Raw genomic sequence first — 22,446 nt, forward strand, 5'->3', positions numbered from 1 at the left:
CCTCCGGCTTCTCTTAGCCTGCTTCTAGTATTGAATATGAGTGTCTTACTGTCAAGCCTGCAAGGACAGAATACGCTTACAGTAGCTGCCGCCTCTGACCTCAGTCCCTTAGAAGGGGTCCTTCGGGAGGCGTTTCCGGAGATCGGGTTCAATTTCACATTTGCTTCGTCTGGCGTCCTGGCCCGGCAGATCGAGAACGGCGCGCCGTTCGATGTTTATCTGTCAGCAAGTGAAGAGTTTATGAATCAGTTGGTGAAGAAGCGCAAGGTGGTGAAGGAGGAGGTGCAGGTTTATGCGATCGGGCGGCTGGGCTTGTGGTCAAAATCGGGTGCAGTGCGGACACTCAATGATTTAACGCAGCCGGGAGTGAAGCTGATTGCGGTGGCCAATCCGCAACTGGCGCCTTATGGAGCGGCAGCGGTGGCGGCCATCCGCAAAGCGGGGCTCTATGAACGGGTGCAGCCGATGCTGGTCTATGGAGAGAATATCCGGCAGACGCAGCAGTTTGTCGAAACTGGGAATGCCGAGGTGGGCATTCTCGCCTGGAGCATGATTTTTGACAAGGGCGGCTATCTGATCCCCGATGATCTGCACCCACCAATCCGGCAAGTAGTGGCTCCGATTCGCCGCAAGGGGGGCAACTTGAAACTGGCCGAACAGTTCATTCAGGCCCTGCTCTCCGAAAAAGGACGCTCGATCTTTGCCCGGCACGGCTTCAACCTACTACCCCCCCCGCCAAGCTTACGCCGTTAGCGTCTTAGAAATGTAACTATACCCACTCTTTTTCACTCTCAGATTCGTAGTATTAGATACTTGATGATTCCTGAGAGCAAGCCTTCGCCAGAACCCGGAAATGGAACTCCTCCGCCCCCGGCCCAGGCAGCGAAGGCTCCCTCTCGCCGCCGCTGGCCTTGGGTCCTGCTGGCCCTGTTACTTCTCGGCATCGGAGTCTATTTCTTTCGTTCCGAATTTGAAAAGAAGAACACGGTAAAACCAAAAACTCCGGCCAGTGTGCCGGTGGTGACTGCGGCCGCGCGCACCGGTTCGATCGGTGTTTACGATACGGGCCTTGGCGCCGTCACGCCGCTCGCCACAGTCACCATTCACACTCGTGTCGATGGTCAGTTGATGAGTGTGCGCTTTCGGGAAGGCGAGATGGTGCACAAGGGCGACCTGCTCGTCGAACTCGACGATGGCCCCTATCGCGCAGCATTGACCCAAGCCGAGGGGCAATTGATTCGCGACCAGGCCACGCTTGATAACGCCCGCATCGATCTGGCGCGTTACCAGCAACTGTTTCCCCTGAAGGCGATTCCCCAACAACAACTCGCGACGCAGCAGGCTACGGTCCATCAGAACGAAGGCATCGTAAAACTCGACCAGGGTCTCATCGACAGTGCCCGGGTGAATCTGGACTACTGTAGAATCCACTCCCCCGTCACCGGACGCGTGGGATTGCGTTTGGTGGATGCCGGCAACATCGTCCATGCCACAGACACCACCGGCTTGCTGGTGATCACCCAGATGGATCCGATGAGCGTCATCTTCACGGTCGCCGAAGATCAACTGCCCGCCATCCTGGCGAAGGTGGCTGCGGGGAAGAAACTGCAGGTGGACGCCTATGCCCGCGATGCCCAGTTGAAGCTTGCTCAAGGAACTCTGGTCACCATCGATAACCAGATTGATCCGACCACCGGCACCGTAAAGCTGCGCGCCTTGTTCGACAATCCAAAGGGCACCCTCTTTCCCAACCAGCTCATCAATGCCCGTCTGCTGGTGCAGATGAAGACGGGAGTGACGCTGGTGCCCACTGCCGCCATCCAGCGCAACGTGCAAGCCAGCTATGTCTATGTGGTGGGAGCAAACTCGACCGTCAAGGTGCATCCGGTCAAGCTGGGCACCTCCGAGGGCGATGAGACAGAAGTCATTTCCGGAGTCCAACCCGGAGACGTCGTGGTGATGACTGGCGTCGACAAGCTGGAAGACGGTACCAAGGTGATCGTTCAAAAGCCAACTCCGCCCACGCCCGCGCCAGCCCCAGCGCCCACGAAGGGAAAGGGCAAGCCGTGAGCCGGATGAACCAGCTCGGAATGCTTCTGCTGCTGGCTGCTCTGACTGGTTGCCGCATTGGACCCAATTACTCCCGTCCCAGTCCTCCCAATCTTCCTCCCTTCAAAGAATCGCCACCGGTGAACTTCAAGGAGGCCGAGGCGGCGGGATGGAAGCAATCCCAGCCGGCCGATGACCTGGCAAAGGGGGAGTGGTGGAAGGTCTATAACGATCCCGAACTGAATGCGCTGGTTGAGCAGGTGAATCTCTCAAACCAGAACATCTTGCAGGCGGAGGCGCTTTACCGGCAGGCCCGCGCGGCCATTGGCGTCGCTCGCGCCGCGCTCTTCCCGACCGTAAGCACCAGCCCATCGATGACCGCTACGGGGATCTCGAGTACACTCTCGAACACGACGGGAGTGACAGGCTCCAGCCGTACCTACAGCTTGCCCTTCAACGTTTCCTGGGAACCCGATCTCTGGGGCAGCATCCGCCGCAATGTGACCGCCTCTTCCGCTACAGCACAGTCGATGGCCGCCAGCCTCGCGAATGCGCGTCTGCTCTATCAAACGGAACTGGCACAAGATTACTTTGGACTCCAGGGACTCGACTCGGCGGCGGAGTTGTTTCACAGAACCGAGACCTCCTACAAGGAGTATCTGGCTCTCACCAGGAGCCGTTTTGACGCCGGAGTAGCATCTGATCTCGATGTGGCCCAAGCCGAGACGCAGCTCTATCAAGTGCAATCCCAACTGATCGACGTTGGCGTCCAGCGCTCCGCCTATGAGCATGGCATCGCCATCCTCAAGGGAAAGGCGCCAGCGGAGCTGACCATCGCTCACACGCCTCTCAAGTTACTGCCGCCGCCGGTTCCGATTGGCGTCCCTTCAGAGTTACTCGAGCGCCGGCCAGATATCGCGAGTGCTGAACGGCAAGTGGCGGCGGCCAATGAACAGATCGGAATCGCGATGGCCGCCTTCTATCCCACCCTCAGCCTCACCGGCAGCGCTGGATTGAGTAGTTCCAGCCTCGCAAAATGGTTCACCTGGCCCAGTCGCGTCTGGTCTGTCGGGCCCCAGCTTGCGGAAACGCTGTTCGATGCCGGACGGCGCCGGGGCATCGTGAACGAGCAGCGAGCTGCCTATGATGCAACCGTTGCGGGCTACCGGCAGACCGTACTCACTGCCATGCAACAGGTGGAGGACAATCTCGCTGCCTTACGCATCTTGCAAGACGAAGCCGCTGTACTCAACCTGACCATCGATGCGGCGAAACGAACCCTCGAACTTTCCGCGGCGCAATACATCGCAGGCACCGCCAGCTACTTAACCGTGATCACCGCCCAGGCGGCGCTGCTCAATGCCGAGGGTACGGCCATCACACTCCAAACCCGGCGCATGACGGCCAGCGTGCTACTGATCCAGGCCTTGGGCGGCGGCTGGAATACTTCGCAACTCCCGAGATAAGATGAACCCTTCCCGCATCTTTATCCTCCGGCCCATTGCCACCACGATGCTGATGATTGGCATCCTGTTTGCCGGCGCCGTGGGATACACGCAGCTTCCGGTTTCGGCGCTACCGGAAGTGGATTACCCGATCATCCAGGTGGTCACCTTCTATCCGGGAGCCAGCCCGGACGTGATGGCATCTTCGGTCACCGCGCCGCTCGAGAGGCAGTTTGGCCAGGTCCCCGGCTTGCAGCAGATGACCTCGACCAGTTCCGCGGGGAGCTCTGTCATCACCCTGCAGTTCAATCTCAGCCTCAGCATCGATGTCGCCGAGCAGGAAGTGCAGCAATCGATCAACGCCTCAGGCACCTACCTTCCGGCCGATCTCCCCACGCCACCGATCTACAGCAAGACCAATCCCGCCGACACACCGATCCTGACCCTCGCGCTGACATCGAAAGAACTGCCGCTGTCGAAGGTGGAAGATCTCGCCGATAGCCGCCTGGCCCCCAAGATCTCGCAGTTGCCCGGGGTGGGACTGGTGAGCATCAGCGGCGGCCAAAAGCCCGCTGTCCGGATTCAGGTGAACCCCACCGCGCTCGCCTCCTACCGTCTCAATATGGAAGACCTGCGGAGTGTGATTGTGGCGGCAAACGTCAATCAGGCCAAGGGAAACTTTGATGGAAAGCAGCAGGCTTATCAGATTGGCGCGAACGATCAGCTGCTGTCGAGCAGCGATTACGCGCCGCTGATTGTGGCCTTCAAGAACGGCGCACCGGTGAAGCTGACCGATGTCGCCAATATCGTCGACGACATCGAGAACCTGCGCCAAGCCTCCTGGATGAACCAGACCCCTGCCGTCATTCTCAACATCCAGCGCCAGCCCGGCGCCAACATCATCTCCGTAGTGGACCGCATCAAGACCTTGCTGCCGCAGTTGACCGCAACACTGCCCGCCTCGATCAAGGTCGACATCCTGACGGACAGAACCAACACCATTCGCGCTTCGGTGAGCGATGTGCAGTTTGAGCTGATGTTAACTGTCGCGCTGGTCGTGATGGTGATGTTTCTGTTCCTGCGCAACTTTGCAGCCACCATCATCCCCGGTGTCGCCGTGCCGCTGTCCCTGGTTGCCACCTTCGGCATCATGTACCTGCTGGGCTATAGCCTGAACAACCTCACTCTGATGGCACTGACTATCTCGACGGGCTTTGTGGTGGACGACGCGATTGTCATGATCGAGAACATCTCGCGCTACATCGAAGAGGGCGACGGTCCACTCGAAGCCGCCTTGAAAGGCTCGGAGCAAATCGGCTTCACCATTGTCTCCTTGACCGTTTCACTAATTGCCGTGCTGGTGCCGCTGCTCTTCATGGGCGATTTGGTGGGCCGCTTGTTCCGTGAGTTCGCCGTCACGCTCAGCGTCACGATTCTCGCCTCGGCCATGGTCTCGCTCACGCTCACACCGATGATGTGCGCGAAGCTGCTCGCGCGCAAGAGCGAACGCAGCGAGGGCCGTTTCTATCAGGCTTCCGAGCGAGCCTTCAACGCCTCCGTGAACTTTTACGGCAGAACCTTGAAGTGGGTGCTCGGCTGGCAGATGATGACCTTGCTGGTGGCGGCAGCCACCTTGGCGCTCACCATCTTTCTATTCTTCCTTGTCCCCAAAGGCTTCTTCCCCATCCAGGATACGGGCGTGATCCAAGGCGTCTCAGAGGCCGGACAATCGATCTCTTTTCCGGAAATGTCCCGCCTGCAGCAAGAGCTATCGGCAGTCATTCTGAAAGATCCGGACGTCGCCAACCTCTCCTCCTTTATCGGAATCGACGGCACCAACACGACGCTGAACAGCGGCCGAATCCTGATCAATCTCAAGCCGCTCGAGAATCGCAAGACAAACGCCTCGGACATCATCCGCCGTCTGCAGCCGGAGCTCGCCAAGGTTGCGGGCATCACGCTTTTCATGCAGCCGGTGCAGGATCTCTCGATTGGAGATCGCGTGAGCCGGACCCAGTTCCAATACACGCTCGAGGATCCCAACACCGACGAATTGAACGTCTATGCGCCGCAGATGCTGGCCAAGCTGCAGAAGCTGCCCCAACTGCGCGACGTGGCCAGCGACCAGCAAAATTTGGGGCTGCGCGCAAATCTGATTTTCGATCGCAGTACCGCCTCGCGGCTCGGCATCACGGCCGCCACCATCGACCAGACCCTCTATGACGCCTACGGCCAACGCCAGGTCTCGATCATCTTCACCCAGTTGAACCAGTACCGAGTCATTCTTGAAGTCCAGCCGCACTTCGCCAAGAATCCCGCCGACCTGGGCTCGCTATTCATTCGCCCTACGGGTGCGCTGGGCAGCACAACCACAACGGCAACAACAGCAGCCACAACAACGCCAGCCGCTACCACAAGCACCGCGGCCACGACTCCAACCACAGGAGCCATCGCCTCTTCCTCGGCATTCCCCATCACCGGACAAGTGCCACTCAGCGCCTTCTCCCGCGTCGTCACCACCACGGCGCCCATCACGATCAATCACCAGGGTCAGTTCCCGGTGGTCACCCTCTCCTTCAATCTTGCGCCGGGCGTCTCCCTCGGCGATGCGGTCACGGCAGTGAACCAGGTTTATAGCGACATGAACATGCCCGCCAGCATCAAGGCAACTTATCAAGGCACGGCGCAAGCCTTCCAGGCTTCGCTCGCCAATGAGCCGGTGCTGATTTTGGCGGCGCTCATCACGGTCTATCTCGTACTCGGCATCCTGTACGAGAGCTACATTCACCCACTGACGATTCTTTCGGCGCTGCCGTCTGCCGGCGTTGGAGCCTTTCTCGCGCTCCTGCTCTTCCGCCAGGACTTCAGCGTCATCGCCTTGATCGGCATCGTCCTCTTGATTGGCATCGTCAAGAAAAACGCGATCATGATGATTGACTTTGCGCTGGCCGCCGAACGCAAAGACCAGATGAAGCCCGAGGAAGCCATCTACCAGGCTTGCCTGCTGCGCTTCCGTCCGATCATGATGACCACCATGGCGGCTCTGCTCGGCGCCATTCCACTGGCGCTCGGCTCAGGCAGCGGCTCAGAACTCCGCCGTCCGCTCGGCATCACCATCATCGGCGGCCTGCTTATCAGCCAGGTGCTTACGCTCTACACCACGCCGGTCATCTACATCTGGTTCGACCGTCTCGGCACGCGCTTCTCGCGCACTCCTAAGTCCGCATGAATATCTCGGAGCCATTCATCCGCAAGCCCGTAGCCACCACACTCCTGGTGGTTGCGATCATCCTCGCCGGAATGGTTTCCTACCGCCTGCTCCCGGTCTCCCCGCTGCCACAAGTGGAGTTCCCCACCATCTCCGTCAGTGCGGGTTTGCCGGGTGCCGATCCTGAAACGATGGCCTCCTCGGTGGCCACTCCTCTCGAGCGGCAGTTCGGGCGCATTGCTGCCATCACGGAGATGACCTCATCGAGCTCTCTCGGCTCCACCAGCCTGACGATCCAGTTCGATCTCAACCGCGACATTGACGCCGCGGCGCGCGATGTACAGGCTGCCATCAATGCCGCGCGGGGCTATCTACCCACGAATCTTCCGAGCAACCCCACCTACCGCAAAGTGAACCCATCAGACTCACCGATTCTGATTCTGGCGCTCACCTCCGACGTCCTTGGCCGGGCCCAGATGTATGATGCAGCCTCGACAATCATGGCGCAGAAACTGTCCCAGGTGAATGGAGTCGGACAGGTGGTGATCGGAGGCAGCTCGCTGCCCGGTGTCCGGATCGAGCTGAATCCCATCAGCCTGAACAAGTATGGAATCAGCCTCGAGCAGGTGCGCAACATCATTGCCGGCGCCAATGCCAATACGCCCAAAGGGCATCTTTCCTCCGGCGCGCACATGTGGGAGGTGGGCGCCAATGACCAGATCTTCAAGGCAGTCGACTATGAGCCTCTTGTCATCGCCTACAACAATGGCGCGGCAGTCCGCATCTCCGATATCGGCAATACCGTAGACTCTGTCGAAGATCTGCGGAACGCCGGTTACGCCAACGGCAAGCCCTGTGTTCTAGTGATCATCTTCCGGCAACCGGGAGCCAACATCATCGAGACAGTAGACCGCATCCATGCGATCCTGCCGCAACTCCGTTCTTCGATTCCGCAGGCCATCAATGTACAAACCGCCATCGATCAGACGGTGACCATCCGGGCCTCCGTGGACGACACCCAGAAGACGCTGATTCTTTCCGTCGTGCTGGTGGTCCTTGTGGTGTTTGCCTTTCTGCGTAGCCCGCGCGCCACCTTCATTCCGAGCATTGCGGTTCCGCTCTCGCTGCTGGGCACCTTCGCCGTGATGTACCTGGTGGGCTACAGCCTCGACAATCTGTCGCTAATGGCGCTCACCATCTCGACGGGCTTTGTCGTCGACGACGCCATCGTCGTCATCGAGAACATCACCCGCTATCTGGAGCAAGGCCTGCCGCCCTTTGAGGCGGCGCTCCAGGGAGCACGGGAAGTCAGCGCGACGGTGTTCACCATCAGCGTGTCGCTCATCGCCGTCTTCATTCCCCTGCTGCTGATGGGCGGCATTGTCGGCCGTCTCTTTCGCGAGTTTGCTGTCACGCTCTCGGTTGCCATTGCGGTCTCGATGGCCGTCTCTCTGACAGCCACTCCGATGATGTGCGCCCATCTGCTGAAGACGGAAAAAGAGCATGGTTGGATGTATCGCACCAGCGAGCGAGCTTTCGATTGGATTGTCCGGCAATACGGTCGGACACTCAACATCGCACTCCGCTTTCAATTTCTCACCCTGGTCATCCTGCTCCTCACCATTGCTCTCAACGTCTATCTCTTCATCCGGATCCCCAAAGGCTTCTTTCCGCAACAGGATACCGGCCGTATCCAGGGAGCGATCACGGCCGACCAGGACATCTCCTTCCAGGCCATGGACAAGACTCTGCTTCCGATGATCAACGTCGTTGCCGCCGACCCCGCCGTCCAAACCGTTGTCGGCTTTACCGGAGGCAGCACTTACAACACGGCGCGGCTCTTCATCTCGCTGAAGCCTCTCGACCAACGCAAGATTTCCGCGGACCTGGTCATCAATCGTCTGAGGCCCAAGCTCGCCCACGTCCCGGGGGCCACACTCTATCTGCAGGCGGCCCAGGATCTCCGCATCGGAGGACGCCAGAGCAACGCGCAATATCAGTTCACGCTGCGCGGTGACAACCTGGCCGATCTGAACCGCTTTGCGCCCCGGCTGGTGGATGAGTTCCGGACGATTCCGATCATCACCGACGTCAGCAGCGACCAGCAGAACAGCGGCTTACAAGCCAAGATTGAATACGACCGGATCACCGCATCCCGTCTTGGTATCTCTGCTCAAGTCATCGACAACACCCTGTACGATATCTTTGGCCAACGCCAGGTTTCCACGATGTATACCGCGTTGAATCAGTATCACGTCGTGATGGAGGCCTCACCAGAGTTCTGGCAGAACCCGCTGTTTCTGCGCCAGTTCTATGTCAATCCACCGACAGGCAATCCGGTTCCACTCAGCGCCTTCTCAAAACTGACTACCGTCACCGCGCCACTGACCGTGGCCCACCAGGGTCTCTTTCCGGCGGTGACCCTCTCCTTCAATCTCAGGCCCGGCGTGGCCTTAGGCGATGCCGTAGAAGCGACCACACAAGCCAGCACGAGAATCGGTCTGCCTCCGACCATTCAAACCCAATTTGCCGGGGCAGCCCAAGCCTACCAGGATTCCCTCGCAACAGAACCCTATCTGATTGCCGCCGCACTGATCACGGTGTATCTCATCCTGGCGATGCTTTACGAAAGCTGCTTTCATCCCATCACCATCATTTCCAGCCTGCCCGCCGCCAGTGTCGGCGCCTTGCTGGCCCTCTTCTGGACCAACACCGATCTCAGCATCATTGCCTTGATCGGCATCATCCTGCTCATCGGCATCGTCAAGAAGAACGCGATCATGATGGTCGATTTCGCCATCGCCGCCGAGCGCATCGAGGGCAAGAACTCTTACGATTCGATTGTCGAAGCCTGCCTGCTGCGCTTCCGTCCCATCCTGATGACCACCATGGCCGCCTTGCTCGGCGCTCTGCCGCTAGCCCTCGGTACAGGCACGGGTTCGGAGCTTCGCCGCCCGCTCGGCATCACCATCATCGGCGGCTTGATCCTCAGCCAGATTCTGACGCTTTACACAACACCAGTTGTTTATCTGTATCTCGATCGCTTCCAGAAATGGTCGCGGCACGAAGCACAATAATGCAGCGCCCCTAAGAACGCGGTGTCGCTGGAGGCGACGGGAACCAGGGCGAGTCCGGCCGTTCTTCGTCGGGATGCAACACCAGAATGTCTGCCTGCCCTCTGGGGTCCGCAATGCAATCAGTGCAGATGATATCGCCGCGCGGATTGTCCCATTGCGAACGCTCGGGCTCGTAGCCTTCCGCGTAACGAATGGCCGGGGTAAGTTGGAATTTCTTGCGGAGCGCTTCTTCGTGAATCCGGCAATTCACCCGCAGAATCGGGGCCCGGGACAGATATTCCCGCACACGGATCTCAAGGCCCGCTGCGCGCATCGCCCTCTCGATGGGCTGCAGGTGGATACAAGTGACCAAAGCCGACGGGTCCTCATCATAGGCGAGTTGGGCGGCCGCTTGGAGAGGCGCCGCTGGAAGTGGAGAACCTGTTGCGGCCGGAAGCAGCCTCCGGAACAGGGCGCCAATCGAGACCCCAACGATTTTGCAGAACAGCAGTACCGCGAAAACCACGATGGCAATTCCGGCAATTGCTCCGAAGACGGGATCAGACACTGTTTTCGCTAAGGGGCGGGCACGGAAAGCAAAGAGCAGGATAACCGTAAAAGCAACAGCGACAGAAAACATCGCCGCAAGCACATTTCGCATATGCCATTATGCACTTAGGGTTGGCGGAGTATCCCTCATCATGAAACTCAATAGCTATCGCAGTCTTGGCCGATCGGGCCTGTTCGTCAGCCCACTGGCCTTGGGCGCTCTCACGTTTGGGACGCCCCGTTGGGGTTCTCCCGATGACGTCTCGGAAGCGATCTTTAACGCCTATATCGATGCCGGTGGCAATTTCATCGACACCGCCGACGGTTATGCCAAGGGCCGTAGTGAAGAGCTAGTCGGCGAATACATCACCGCACGCGGACTCCGCGACCAAGTAGTGCTGGCTACAAAATTCACCTTCAATACCCAACCCGGAAACCCGAATGCAGGAGGCAATGGACGCAAGAACATTCATCGCGCGCTCGAAGCCTCACTGCGCCGGCTCCAGACCGATTACGTCGATCTCTATTGGCTCCATGCCTGGGACCTCATAACGCCGGTCGAGGAGATTCTGCAGTCCCTAGGCGATCTGGTTCGCGCCGGTAAAATCCGTTACTTCGGCTTTTCGGACGTACCGGCCTGGTATGCGGCTAAGGCCGCGACACTCGCTTCCGCTCACGCGCTCCACGGCCCGATTGCACTCCAGTTGGAGTATTCTCTTTCCGAGCGCGGCATCGAGCGGGAGCATGTTCCTGCAGCCCGCGAGTTTGGCTTAGGCATCACACCCTGGAGCCCGCTCGCCGCTGGCTTTCTGGCCGGCAAGTACACGCGAAACAGCAGCGGCCAGGTGGCAGTTGGCGGAGGACGACTCGATCTGAACCTCCCCTCATTCCAGAAGTTCAATGAGCGAAACTGGCATGTACTGGGCAGCCTCCGTAAGGTGGCGCAAGAGGCAGGGCTTCCGATGGCGCGGGTGGCGCTGGCCTGGGCGGCAGCCCAGCCGGGCATGACCTCCCTCCTTTTGGGTGTCAGCAAGCTCGAACAGTTGCACGACAACCTCGCCTCGCTCGAACTGCAACTCAGCCCGGCACAACTGCAGGCCCTGGATGAAGGCAGCGCACTCGAAGTGATCCAGCCCTACACGATGTTTACGCCCGCAAAGAATCGGAACATCTTAGGAGGAGGCTCGATCGTAGGCTGGCCGCTGAAATAGCACGGCGCAGGACACGCAGCGCTTAGGCCAGAGCCAGATTCAGATTCTCGATCGCTTCATCGATCTCATCCTTATTCTTGAATCCAACCGTGACGCTATCGACCCCGGCGTTGCGGAACGCATAACGCATGGCCGCCTGGCGATCGTCCCGATTGGTGAAGGCGCCTTCTCCAATCAGCTTCATGCTGATGACACCCATTCCATCCGTGCGCACTTCCTTCACCCGAGTGGTCACCTCTTCGACGTCGCCCGGCCCATTCGTGTTGTATTGCTCGGCATCCATCCTGGTGCCGTTATGATTCATCCGAATCATTGCAATCTCAAGCCACTTGTTGCCAGGGAACTGGCGCAATGCGGGCAAGCCGTGAACCGACGCGCCCTGTCCCACCACCGCCTTCTTCTCTTTTGCCTCGAGGATTCCATCCTGCCAGCGTGCCGTGTCCTTCGGCCAAGTCGCGACATGCTGGTAGTGCAGCAGCATGACATCGAAGTAGTCGGTGTTTGCGAGCTTCCGCAGTTCGTCGATCTTCGTTTGCGGATCCACCCCATCACGCGTCGTCACTTTCGACATCAGCCGGTAGCTATCGCGCGGAAGCCCTTTCAATGCGACGCCGAGCATCTTGTGCATCTCGCCATAGGACTCGGCCGTCTCAAAAAAGCGAATGCCGTTGTCATAGGCATGGCGAACCAGCCGTGTGAATTGATCCTGGCCCAGTTCCCGCTGTACGCGGCCACTCATCGTTCCAGTGCCGAAGGCTAGCCGGGTCACCTTCACGCCAGATTTGCCAAGGGTCACCCAATCCGTTGCCTTGCCGCCCGCAGCGGCAATGGGGAACGCACCCAAGCCTACAGCGGCGCCAACACCGAGACCAGTCTTTAGAAATCTACGTCGTGAGCAAGGGGTCATCAAAATTACGTCCTTGGCCGGGATCTTATCACGAGATTGCGCCGGGGACTACGGGGCGGGTTTCATCCATACATAGCCGGAATTGGATCCCGCGGCAACCCCACCATTCTTCAGTCCAACGACAGACATGCCACCTGTCGACTTCGCCGCATTGGGGAATTGAAACTCCACAAGCTAGCTCTACAATTTTGGCAATTGCGAAGTATCCCACCCGCCGCCGAGCGCCTTGATCAGCAGCACGCTCGCGCCCATCTGCCGTCTCTGGATATCGATGGCCCGCCGCTCGCTGGTGAGTGCGATCGTCTGCGCGGTCAGCACTTGCAGATAAGTATCAACGCCGCCCTGGTAGCGATTCGTCGACAGGGCAAGCGATTCTTTCGCCGCAGCGATCGCGCGGGATTGCTGCTCCGCCTCTTTCTCCAGAATGCGGAGCGTAGAGAGATTGTCCTCCACCTGCTGGAAGGCCGTCAGCGTTGTCTGGCGATAGTTGGCGACCGTCGCATCATAGGCGGCTTGCGCACTCTCGGACACCGACTTCCTCCGGCCCGCATCAAACAAGGTCTGCATCGCCGTCGGACCCACAGCCCACATCCGGCTGGGCCAACTGAACCAGTTCAGCATCGAGGTGCCCTGCACACCACCCGACAATCCAAAACGAACTGTCGGATAGAAGGCCGCCTTCGCAATTCCGATCTGCTCATTCGCTTCCGCCGTCCGGCGCTCCATGGCCGCAATGTCGGGCCGCCGTTCTAACAACTGTGCCGGAATCCCGACTGGCACTACCGGTGGTTTCAGCGGCGATGGTGTTCCACTCAGCCGGAAGTCTGCCGGCGCCTGACCCGTAAGGACTGCGATGGCATGCTCCAACTGCGCTCTGGCGACACCGGTCTCCGTCAGATCGGCACGGGTCGATTCCAGTTGCGCAGTGGCTTGTGCGACATCATTCTTCGGCGAGATGCCGCCGTGATAGCGATTCGTCGTCAGTTGCAGAAGGTTCTCGAGCGCCTTCACCGTGTCTTGCAGCACGCGCTGCTGCGCTTCGACAGCGCGCAGTTCGTAATACTGATAAGCCAACTCCGCCTGCAGGCTGAGCCGCGCAGTTTCGACATCGGCCGCACTCGCCTGTGCCGCATCCCGCGAGGCATCAATGGTGCGCCGGATCTTGCCCCAAAGATCGAGCTCATAGGAGAGATCGAAGGGCAGATTCAGATTGGCTGAAGACTCCGATGTGAGATTCGCTGGAAAGCCTGGCCGGTTCGCCGAGCTCCTGAGGCCACCCGTTCCCGGTGAGGTTGAGATCGTTGGAAAACGCGCCGCGTTGCTATAGGTGATCAAGCTACGTGCTTGCCGGAAGCGAGCCTCCGCCGCCTTCAGACTCTCATTTGAAACCGCCACACGCTCCTCCAGCGCGCTCAGCTCTGTGTCCTCAAAAAGCTCCCACCACCTGCCGCGCAGCACCGCATCGGCTGGTTGTGCGGTTTTCCAACCATCGGCTTCTTTATAACCAATCGGCGCCGGAACCACGGGCTTGGTGTAAGTGGGCCCCACCTTACATCCCGTGCTGAACAGCACCAAAGCCAACACCAGACCTGCAACGATTCTCATTGGACAATGCGGACCTTTGTTCCGCTCGTTAGCGAATCGGCTGGATTCGTGATCAGTTTTGCATCGGGAGTCAGTCCGGAAAGGACCTCCACCGCATCGCCAAAGTCGCGGCCAATGGTGATCGGCACAAGGTCGGCCTGTCCATTGTGTACGACGGCAACGCGTAGGCCTTCTCCACGAAAGAGTAGCGTCGTGGAAGGGATTGTCACGGCACGGGTCTGCTCGGAGAGACGGAGCCGTACGGAAACATAAGCTCCCGGCAGCACCGTACCTCGCGCATTGTCCATTTCAAATTCCGTCAGCAAGGTGCGCGCAAGCGGGTCGATGGCGTTCGCGGTTCGCACGAGCTTCGCACTGAATTTCTTATCCGGCATCTCCTGCAGAGAGAGTGTGGCGATCGATCCCGGACGGCAAGCGGCGGCATAGACCTGCGGCACATTCACAAAGATACGCAGTCTCTGGATGGCGGACAGATGAAAGAGTTCTTTGCCCGCCACAGTCCCCACACCGGCAGCAATGAGAGCGCCGATATCGGTGTTACGTGCCGTGATGACGCCATCGAAAGGCGCGTAAATCTTCTGAAAGGAGTTCAGATCTTCCAAACGGTGTACGTTCGATTGGACCGCGTCAAAGCTCGTTCTTTGGACATTCAGACTCGCGATCTTTTCGTCGGTTTCCTGGCGGGAAACCGAGTTGGACTGCAGCAGCCCTTGCCATCGTTCGGCCGTCGATTTCGCCAGATTCAAGCTCGCTTGAGCCGTAGCCAATTCGGCTCGCGCTTGCGCCAATTGCTTTTCCACTTCCGGCGTTTCAATCTCGGCCAGCAACTGGCCTTGCTTCACATGAGAGCCGATATCAAAATGCCATGCCTTCAAGTAGCCACTGGTGCGCGCGTAGATGGGCGTGTCGCTAAAGGCCTGCACGTTCCCCGGAAGGACGATTTCCTGCATCGGTGCTCCAGCCGTTGGGCTCACCACATTGACGGTGGCGATCGCGGCGCGCTCCGTCTCGGTCTTCAGATTTGCTTCCGCGGAGACACGATTGTGAAGGCCGGCATAGACGAAATATCCAATGATGATGGCAATCGCCGCCACAAACAGAACCAACCATTTGCTGACCGTAGGCGCGGCTTGAGATGTCGACGTACTCATGAGGACTGAACCTTCTTCTTGTGGAGGAGACTAAAAACCACCGGCACGAACAAGAGCGTGGCCACAGTGGCACAAAGCAGACCGCCAATCACCGCGCGGCCCAGCGGCGCATTCTGTTCACCCCCGTCGCCAAACCCCAGGGCCATCGGGACCATGCCGATCAGCATCGCCAGCGCCGTCATCAGGACAGGCCGGAAGCGTGTAAAGCCTGCTTCAATCGCGGCTTCAATGGCATCACCATGTGCGAGCAGACGTTCCTTGGCAAAGGAGATGACAAGAATACTGTTGGCCGTCGCCACGCCCATACACATGATGGAGCCCATCAGTGCCGGTACACTCAGGCGGGTGTTGGTCAGAAAGAGAAACAGAATGATCCCCGCAAGCGCCGCCGGCAGCGCCGTAATGATGATGAAGGGGTCAAGCCAGGATTGAAAATTCACCACGATCAGCAAATACACCAGCACAATCGCGGCGCCCAGCCCGTAGATCAACCCGGTATAGGATTCGCGCATCGTCGCCAGCTGCCCGCTCACCGTCACCGTGCTGCCCCGTGGCAACAACTTGCGATTGGCATCGACAATCTGTTCAATCTCTTTCCCCACCGCACCCAGGGCTCTGTCCTGCACCGACGCATAGATATTGATCACCCGCCGCAGGTTGTAGTGATTGATCACCGCCATCTCTTGCGAGCGTCCAATCGTCGCGTAATTGCTCAGGATCTCCGGACGCGTCACACCAGCGGCACTGATCGGAATGTTCCGGATCGCGTCGAGCGACTGCATCATGTACTGGGGCGTTTGTGTGACCAGGCTATAGTTGACGCCATTTGCCGGATTGAGGAAATAAGACGGCGTGGTCTGGAAGCTGCCGCTCAGCGAAACCAGCAGGCTGTTTGCAATGTCACGCTGCGTAAAGCCGCCTTGCGCCGCCTTCGTACGATCCACCGAGAGATTGAGCTTGGGATAGTCAAAACGCTGGTGGATGCGCAGATCCACCGCGCCGGGCACATGCCGCAACTCTTCGAGAATGCGATTCGCCGCCACACGGTTGCCATGAATATCCGTGCCCTCAATCTGTACATTGATTGGCGCCGGAACGCCAAAGTTCAGAATCTGGGTCACCATGTCGCCCGGCATGAAGTAGAAAGTCGCATCAGGGAACTCATCGGGCAGGCTCTTGCGCAAGCGGCGGACATAGTCTGCCGTCGGCTTGTGACCTTTCTTGAGCGAGACGAGAATGTCCGCATCCCCCGGTCCAATAATGCCGGAAGTGTTGTAAGTGTAATTGATCGAGCTGTAAGGGATGCCGATGTTATCGATGATGTTATCCACCTCATGGGCGGGAATCATCTTCCGGATACTCCCTTCCACCAGATCGCAAAGCCGTGCGGTCTCTTCAATGCGAGTTCCGGAGCGGGCCCGGACATGGAGTGTGAACGCACCGCTATCGGAACTCGGGAAGAAGTCTTCGCCCAGCCAGGGAACCAACAGCGCAGAGGAGCAGCAAACCAACAGGAACACCGGAACAAAAACCCAGCGCCAATGGACCAGCGCGGTGAGCAGCCCACGATAGGCACCACGCAACGCTTCAAAGGAACGCTCGAAGGCGCGCTGGAAGAGGATCAAGGGATTGAAGCTGCGTTCATTGCCGTTGTGGTGCTTGGCCTTCAACAGATACATCGCAAGCGTCGGCACCAAAGTGCGCGAAAGGATGTAGGAGGCGAGCATCGCAAAGATCACGGCCTCGGCAAGTGGCACAAACAAGTAGCGAGCCACACCGCTTAGGAAGAACATCGGAAGAAAGACGATGCAGATACAGAAGGTGGAGACCATCGCAGGCACCGCGATTTGCCCTGCGCCCTCCAGAATCGCCTCTTCCAGAGTGTGACCTTCTTCGAGAAAACGCTCGATGTTTTCAATGGTGACCGTCGCGTCATCAACCAGAATCCCCACCGCCAGAGCGAGCCCGCCAAGGGTCATGAGGTTGATCGTTTCGCCCAGGAAACTCAGAGTGATGATCGAGCTCAGCACGGACAGCGGAATCGAGATCGCAATAATCACCGTGCTGCGCCAACTGCCGAGGAAGATCAGAATCATGAGGCCGGTGAGTGCCGCAGCGATCACGCCTTCGTGAATCACGCCCTGCACCGCCGCATTCACAAAAACGGACTGATCGGCAAGCGGCTGCATTTTCAATTCCGGAGGCAGCGAAGGCGCAATCACCGGCAGCATCTTGCGAATATTTTCAACTACAGAAATCGTCGAGGCATTCCCCGACTTAAAGATCGTCACCAGTGAGCCGCGCCGCCCATCCTGCCGCACCACATTCGTCTGCGGGGCAAAGCCGTCGCTGACCTGGGCAATATCGCGAATGAAGATCGGCGCATTGCCGGCAATCCGGATGGGAATGTCGTTCAGCTCTTCCACCGTCTGCGTGCTCGCGTTGAGCCCGATCGTATATTCAAGGGATCCGATTTTTGCCGACCCGGAAGGAAGCACCAGATTCTGTTGCCCTAGTGCCGCCACCACATCGGTTGCCGCGAGCCCCTTCGCCTGCAATTGCGGAGGATTCAGGTTCACCATGATCTGGCGTTGTTTGCCGCCATAGGGATAAGGGACGGCCGCACCTGGAACCGTGATCAGCCGTGTGCGGAGAAAGTTCAGCCCGACGTCATTCAGTTGTTGTTCGGAAAGCCCCTCTCCCGACAGGCCAATCTGCAGAATCGGCACAGTCGAGGCACTATAGTTGATCACCAGCGGCGGGGTGATGCCAGCAGGAAGCAGGCGGATGACACTCTGCGTCGCCGCAGTGACCTGAGAGTTGGCCCGGTCGATACTCGCGCCCCGCTGCAGGAAAATCTTGATCAGCGAGATGCCGTTGACGCTAATCGACTCCACATGTTCAATGTTGTCCACCAGCGTCGTCACCCCCCTCTCAAATTGGGTGGTGATGCGGCCTTCCATCTCTGGTGCATTCAGGCCGGTATATTGCCAACCTACTGCAACGACAGGGATATCGATGTTCGGAAAGATGTCAGTCGGGGTCCGGAGGATGACAACCGGGCTGATCAAAAGGATCAGGAGGGCAAGGACAATAAAGGTATAGGGTCGGTCCAGTGCCGTGCGTATAATCCACATAGTTCAATTGCGGCCGAGAGCGCCTCTATCAATTATTGATAATATCAACTTCGCGGAAGTTACAAATAATTTATACTTGGGGTGGAGTGAGAGACTGGTGCTGAGAAAAAGTGCGGCGTTACCAGAACCCATCCGCCGTGATTCCATGGCGGACCGCGTCAAGCAGATCCTTTTCCAGCGGATTCTGACAGGAGAGATCGCCGAAGGCGCGCGGCTGGTAGAACTCCAGATTGCCCGCGAATTGAATACCAGCCAGGGACCAGTTCGAGAGGCCTTACGCGAGTTGGAAGCCTTAAAACTGGTGGTGACGGAGCCCTATCGAGGCAGCTACGTCCGGAAAGTGTCCGACCGGGACACCCTCGAGGCTTATCAGACCCGGGGGGCACTCGAAGAATTGGCCGGCCAACTAGCGGCTCCGTATTTGAAGGGCCGCGTGGAAGAACTACGGCGGGAAGCCGAGGCAATCCACGTTGCTGCCCGCCTCGGCCGCAAGGAAGACTATACGCGCCACGACCTCAACTTCCACCGGCGGATTCTCGAGGAATCGCGCAACTCGATTCTGCTGCGCACTTGGGATTCGTTATCTTTCGAGCTGCGCAATGCGCTCTGGATCGCACAGGACCGCGTCGATTTGACGCGGACCGAAGCAGATCACTGGCCGATTCTCGAAGCCCTCAATCAGGGCGATGGACAGAAAGCGGGATTGCTGCTCCGCGCCCACCTTCTCTTTGCGATTTCCGATGTCAAAGTGGAGGCGGAAGAATTGAGCAGCCTGCCCCCTTTAAGCCCCTCGCTGCATGGCGACTCCGTTTGGGGCGATCGCTAAACCAGCTTTGCCTTCACCAGATCGCTGAGCGCCTTGCCGTCAAAATTCTTGCCAGCCAGTTTCGACTGCGCCGCCTTCATCACCACACCCATCTGCGCCTTGGTCGTGGCTCCGGTCTCGGCCATCGCCTCGGCCAGAACCGTTTCGAGTTCCTCAGCACTCACCTTTTGCGGCAAGTAGCTCTCGATCACGGCTAATTCTGCTGCTTCCTTCTCTGCAAGTTCTGGACGGCCAGCCTTTTCAAACTGCTCCTTCGCATCGAGACGCTGCTTCACCAGTGTCTTCAACAACTGCTGCTCGGTAGCCTCATCGGCTTCCTTCATGTTGTCCGCTTTGTACTTCAACAAGGTCGCTTTGATGGCGCGCACTGTGCTCAGGCGCAGCTCCTGCTTTGCCTTCATCGCCTCGACCATGTCCTTTTGGATCCGTTCTGTCAAACTCATGCTGTTTGCTATTCTAGTGAAAACCCCCCCGGTTTACCTGCATTTCCATATGTACATCAAGAAACAACGCCTCCTCACCCCGGGGCCGACACCTCTCCTGCCGCAAGCTCTCCACGCGATGATGGGTTCCGACATGCACCATCGCACCGAGGATTTCCGGAAGGTGTACAAATCGGTGCTCGCTGGCCTCAAAGAAGTGATGCAAACCCAGAATGACGTCATCGTCCTGGTTGCGTCCGGTTCCGGAGCCTTGGAAGCCTCCATCCAGAACTGCTTTTCGCCCGGTGAAGAAGTATTGGTATGCACGGCTGGCAAGTTTGGTGAGCGCTGGGTCGCTCTCACCAAGAGCTTTGGACTGAAGCCGACCGTGATCGAAGAACCCTACGGCGGCGCCGTCTCGCCCGCCCAGGTGGAAGCAGCGCTCCAAGCGAACCCAAATTTGCGCGGCGTCTTTGTCCAGGCCTCTGAAACCTCCACCGGCGCCGCACATGACATCGAAGGCATGTCGAAGGTAGTTCGCAACTCTGGCGCGCTGTTTGTCATCGATGCCATCACCGGCATCGGCACCATGCCGCTCAAGATTGATGAGTGGGGCCTCGATATTGTTGTCGGCGGCTCGCAGAAAGCCTTCATGATCCCGCCCGGTCTCGCCTTCCTGTCGGTGAGCGAAAAGGCCTGGGCGCGCATGGACACCGCCACCACCCCGCGCTTCTACTTTGATCTGAAGCGCGAGCGCAAGAACGCGATCAATGGCGAAAGCGCCTGGACGCCTGCCGTCAGCCTGCTGCTGGCGCTGGACGAAGCATTGAAGTACATCCGCAATCTGGGGATGGACAACCTGATCAAGAACGCCCAGTTGCTGGCCAAGGCGACGCGCGCAGCGGCCAAGGCTCTGGGTCTCGAACTTTTCTCTGGCAACAATCCCGGTTCTTCGGTCACCGCAATTTGTGCGCCCGAGGGCATGGATTCCAGCATCATCGTGAAAGAGTTCCGCAATCGCTTTGGTTCGATCATTGCGAACGGACAAGGCACGATGAAGGGCCAGATCTTCCGTGTGGCGCATCTGGGCTATTTCGACTTCCCCGACCTCTTTGCGATGGTCGCCGAACTCGAGATCATCCTCGCCGCCAATGGCCATCCTGTCGAATTTGGACGTGGCGTTGCCGCGGTCCAAAATGTTTACGCCGAAGCAGCACTCACCAAAGTCAAGGAACCTGTCGCAGTCTAACGCCGAATGAAGATCCTCGTAGCCGAACCCATCGCCCCCGCGGGCTTTGAACTCCTCAGTTCCCAGCCAGGCTGGACTGTGATCCAAGCCGATCCCAAGACCTATCAGGAACACCTCTCTGATTGCGACGCGCTGCTGGTGCGTTCTGCCGTCAAAGTCAACAAAGAGCTCATCAAGAAAGCGCCGAAGTTGCGCGTTGTCGGCCGCGCCGGTGTCGGCGTGGACAACGTCGACTTGCAGGCCGCAACCAACGCCGGCATCCTGGTCATGAATACCCCCGGCGGCAACGCGATCTCGGTTGCCGAACACACCCTGGGCCTCATGCTCGCGATGGCCCGCTCCATCCCTAACGCCAGCCAGTCGACCAAGGCCGGCAAGTGGGAGAAGCGGAAGTTCATCGGCAACGAATTGCGCGGCAAGACGCTTGGCGTTGCCGGTCTCGGCTCCATCGGACGCGAAGTCGTCCTGCGGGCCCGCAACTTCGGCATGAAGATCATCGGTTCTGACCCCTACGTCAACGCGCAGCAGGCCGAAGACATCAACGTCACTCTGGTTGACCTCGATACGCTGTTTGCGCAAAGCGACTACATCACCCTGCACGTCGCGCTGACGCCCGAAACCAATAAGATCATTGGCGCCGATAGCATTGCCAAGATGAAGAACGGCGTCCGCATCGTCAATTGCGCGCGCGGCGAACTGGTCGACATCGATGCGCTGCTCGCAGGCTTGAGCTCCGGCAAAGTCGGCGGCGCGGCCCTGGACGTCTTCGACCCCGAACCGCTCCCGGCCGATCACCCGATCTTTCAGCAGCCGAATCTGATCGCCACCCCTCATATTGGCGGCTCAACTGAAGAAGCGCAGGAGATCGTGGGCGTTCGCATCGCCGAGCAAGTAGCGGAATACCTGAAAAATGGGGTCGCGATCAACGCGGTGAATATGCCCGCGCTTTCGCCGGAGCAGTACCGCGCCCTCGGACCGTACATCGCGCTCGCAGAACGCCTGGGCACCTTCGCCTCGTTCATCAGCGATTCGAACCCGGTCACCGTCAAGTTCACCTACTCCGGGAAGGTCGCCGAATTGAACACCACACTGGTGCGCAATGCCGGACTCAGTGGCTTGCTGGCTCGTTCCTTGGCAAGCAAAGCCAATCTGATCAACGCCATGCAGATCGCCGGAGACCGCGGCCTGAACATCAACGAAAACCACATCCTGCGCTCGAGCCACACCGACTCGATCCGGATCGAGATTGAAACCTCTGCCGGCAAGACGAGCATCGAGGGCGCTGTTGTTCTCGATAAGCCCCGCCTGCTCGCAGTTGACGGCATCTATTGCGAGGCGCCGCTCGACGGCTTCCTCCTCTATCTGAAGAACCTCGACGTCCCCGGCGTGATCGGCTACATCGGAACGGTGATGGGCAAGAACGGCATCAACATTGCCAACTTCTCGCTCGGCCGGGAAGAAGCATCCTCGAACGAATCCGGCCCCGCCAAGGCCACCGCGATCATTTCTTGCGATGCCGTCGTACCGGAGCATGTGCTGGCACAGTTGCTCGAAAATCCCAACATTCGTCAGGCGCGCAACGTAGAATTTTAACCGTTTCTGGTATCCTCTTAGAGACGGCAAACCCCGAT

At 58.7% G+C, this 22,446-nt stretch carries 15 protein-coding genes; 9 read left to right on the plus strand and 6 right to left on the minus strand.

Annotation, left to right across the window (positions count from 1 at the left end):
• The first annotated feature begins 36 nt into the window (after nucleotides 1-36).
• From modA to M017_RS0106780, 5 genes are all read left to right on the plus strand, one after another.
• Nucleotides 37-753, plus strand: a complete 717-nt coding sequence (modA, locus tag M017_RS0106760; RefSeq protein WP_162179853.1) for a molybdate ABC transporter substrate-binding protein — start codon at nucleotides 37-39, stop codon at nucleotides 751-753.
• A 63-nt stretch (nucleotides 754-816) separates the two neighbouring features.
• Nucleotides 817-2,070 carry an efflux RND transporter periplasmic adaptor subunit gene (locus M017_RS0106765; RefSeq protein ID WP_051669572.1) on the plus strand — a complete coding sequence of 418 codons (1,254 nt, stop codon included), beginning with the start codon at nucleotides 817-819 and terminating at the stop codon, nucleotides 2,068-2,070.
• A 5-nt stretch (nucleotides 2,071-2,075) separates the two neighbouring features.
• Entirely contained in the window at nucleotides 2,076-3,515 is a 1,440-nt protein-coding gene (locus tag M017_RS0106770) for an efflux transporter outer membrane subunit (protein ID WP_031496797.1), read from the plus strand.
• A gap of 1 nt (nucleotide 3,516) precedes the next feature.
• Nucleotides 3,517-6,723 (plus strand): efflux RND transporter permease subunit, encoded by a 3,207-nt coding sequence (locus tag M017_RS0106775; protein ID WP_031496799.1) that lies wholly within the window; start codon nucleotides 3,517-3,519, stop codon nucleotides 6,721-6,723.
• Entirely contained in the window at nucleotides 6,720-9,779 is a 3,060-nt protein-coding gene (locus M017_RS0106780) for a multidrug efflux RND transporter permease subunit (protein ID WP_031496800.1), read from the plus strand. Before M017_RS0106775 ends, M017_RS0106780 begins: the two co-directional genes overlap by 4 nt.
• 10 nt (nucleotides 9,780-9,789) lie before the next feature.
• Here the strand turns inward: M017_RS0106780 and M017_RS0106785 are convergent, their stop codons facing one another.
• On the minus strand, nucleotides 9,790-10,419 hold the full coding sequence (locus M017_RS0106785) for a hypothetical protein (protein WP_031496802.1): 630 nt from the start codon (nucleotides 10,417-10,419) through the stop codon (nucleotides 9,790-9,792).
• Nucleotides 10,420-10,459: 40 nt separating this feature from the next.
• On the opposite strand from M017_RS0106785, the gene M017_RS0106790 reads away from it, so the two are divergent.
• Entirely contained in the window at nucleotides 10,460-11,518 is a 1,059-nt protein-coding gene (locus tag M017_RS0106790) for an aldo/keto reductase (RefSeq protein ID WP_031496804.1), read from the plus strand.
• Between the two features lie 22 nt (nucleotides 11,519-11,540).
• Here M017_RS0106790 and M017_RS0106795 read toward each other — a convergent pair whose 3' ends face one another.
• The 4 genes from M017_RS0106795 to M017_RS0106810 all read right to left on the minus strand — a co-directional run bounded on the left by M017_RS0106795 (nucleotide 11,541) and on the right by M017_RS0106810 (nucleotide 18,318).
• Complete coding sequence (locus M017_RS0106795; protein WP_031496805.1) at nucleotides 11,541-12,425, minus strand: aldo/keto reductase; 885 nt, start codon at nucleotides 12,423-12,425, stop codon at nucleotides 11,541-11,543.
• Between the two features lie 180 nt (nucleotides 12,426-12,605).
• The gene (locus M017_RS0106800; protein WP_031496807.1) at nucleotides 12,606-14,030 is read right to left on the minus strand and encodes an efflux transporter outer membrane subunit; all 1,425 of its coding nucleotides are present in this window, start codon (nucleotides 14,028-14,030) and stop codon (nucleotides 12,606-12,608) included.
• On the minus strand, nucleotides 14,027-15,181 hold the full coding sequence (locus tag M017_RS0106805) for an efflux RND transporter periplasmic adaptor subunit (protein ID WP_031496809.1): 1,155 nt from the start codon (nucleotides 15,179-15,181) through the stop codon (nucleotides 14,027-14,029). Before M017_RS0106805 ends, M017_RS0106800 begins: the two co-directional genes overlap by 4 nt.
• Entirely contained in the window at nucleotides 15,178-18,318 is a 3,141-nt protein-coding gene (locus tag M017_RS0106810; protein ID WP_031496811.1) for an efflux RND transporter permease subunit, read from the minus strand. Before M017_RS0106810 ends, M017_RS0106805 begins: the two co-directional genes overlap by 4 nt.
• A 97-nt stretch (nucleotides 18,319-18,415) precedes the next feature.
• On the opposite strand from M017_RS0106810, the gene M017_RS0106815 reads away from it, so the two are divergent.
• Nucleotides 18,416-19,144, plus strand: coding sequence for a GntR family transcriptional regulator (locus M017_RS0106815; protein ID WP_155121286.1), 729 nt, complete (start codon nucleotides 18,416-18,418; stop codon nucleotides 19,142-19,144).
• On the opposite strand, the gene M017_RS0106820 is transcribed toward M017_RS0106815, so the two are convergent.
• A complete protein-coding gene (locus M017_RS0106820) occupies nucleotides 19,141-19,587 on the minus strand; it encodes a GatB/YqeY domain-containing protein (RefSeq protein WP_031496813.1) in 447 nt (148 codons plus the stop codon). The genes M017_RS0106815 and M017_RS0106820 overlap by 4 nt on opposite strands.
• On the opposite strand from M017_RS0106820, the gene M017_RS0106825 reads away from it, so the two are divergent.
• Complete coding sequence (locus tag M017_RS0106825; RefSeq protein WP_238325827.1) at nucleotides 19,586-20,815, plus strand: pyridoxal-phosphate-dependent aminotransferase family protein; 1,230 nt, start codon at nucleotides 19,586-19,588, stop codon at nucleotides 20,813-20,815. The two genes, M017_RS0106820 and M017_RS0106825, sit on opposite strands and share 2 nt — an antisense overlap.
• A gap of 6 nt (nucleotides 20,816-20,821) precedes the next feature.
• Complete coding sequence (gene serA, locus M017_RS0106830; RefSeq protein ID WP_031496815.1) at nucleotides 20,822-22,408, plus strand: phosphoglycerate dehydrogenase; 1,587 nt, start codon at nucleotides 20,822-20,824, stop codon at nucleotides 22,406-22,408.
• Nucleotides 22,409-22,446 lie beyond the last annotated feature (38 nt).

It is taken from the genome of Bryobacter aggregatus MPL3 (assembly GCF_000702445.1).
Lineage (GTDB): Bacteria > Acidobacteriota > Terriglobia > Bryobacterales > Bryobacteraceae > Bryobacter > Bryobacter aggregatus.